Genomic DNA, 560 nt, shown 5'->3' on the forward strand with positions numbered 1-560 from the left:
GTGCCGGTTGTAATGGAGCCCGGTTTCCTGGTCGTAATACTGGCCCTGGAAGCGCAGTGGGTTGGCAATACCTGCCTTGCGCGCCGCTTCGGAGATGACCTCGCGCGCGGCGCCCCATGCCTGGTACTGCGCACTCCAGGCAATCTCGCCGGCTTCATCGGTCAGCTCCTGCGGTGTGCCGAGGTGGTCGCACTGGTACCAGGCGATGGCGTCGAACGGCTGCGGGGCGATGTCCTCGGTCCAGAGCGGATCGTCATCGATATCGTAGTCGCCCGCGTAATCGGGCTCGCGATGCAGGGCGATGGCGTCATGGCGCACCGCCTGGGCCAGCGGTACGAAGGTGCCGGGCTCGTAGACATAGTGCGTGCTGCGGTCTGGCCGGCTTTCCCACGCCAGTTGGTCGCCGTCCCAGCCATAGAGCGTGACGCCGTGGGCGGAGGACGACTTGACCAGCCTGCGCCCGAGCGCGTCGTAGATGTATTGCACCGACTGGTCCGCAGTGCGGTAACCGACCAGCCGGTTGAAGGCATCCCACGTAAAGGACCCAGTCACGCCATGGA

The 560-nt window shown here is 65.5% G+C and carries 1 protein-coding gene; it reads right to left on the reverse strand.

What is annotated here, in order from left to right; all coding sequences use genetic code 11:
- Positions 1-560, reverse strand: a 560-nt coding sequence (locus tag AB4Z35_RS30085) for an RHS domain-containing protein (RefSeq protein ID WP_442101171.1), incomplete at both ends; no start/stop codon positions are given.

This window comes from Pseudomonas sp. KB_15 (assembly GCF_052114525.1).
Lineage (GTDB): Bacteria > Pseudomonadota > Gammaproteobacteria > Pseudomonadales > Pseudomonadaceae > Aquipseudomonas.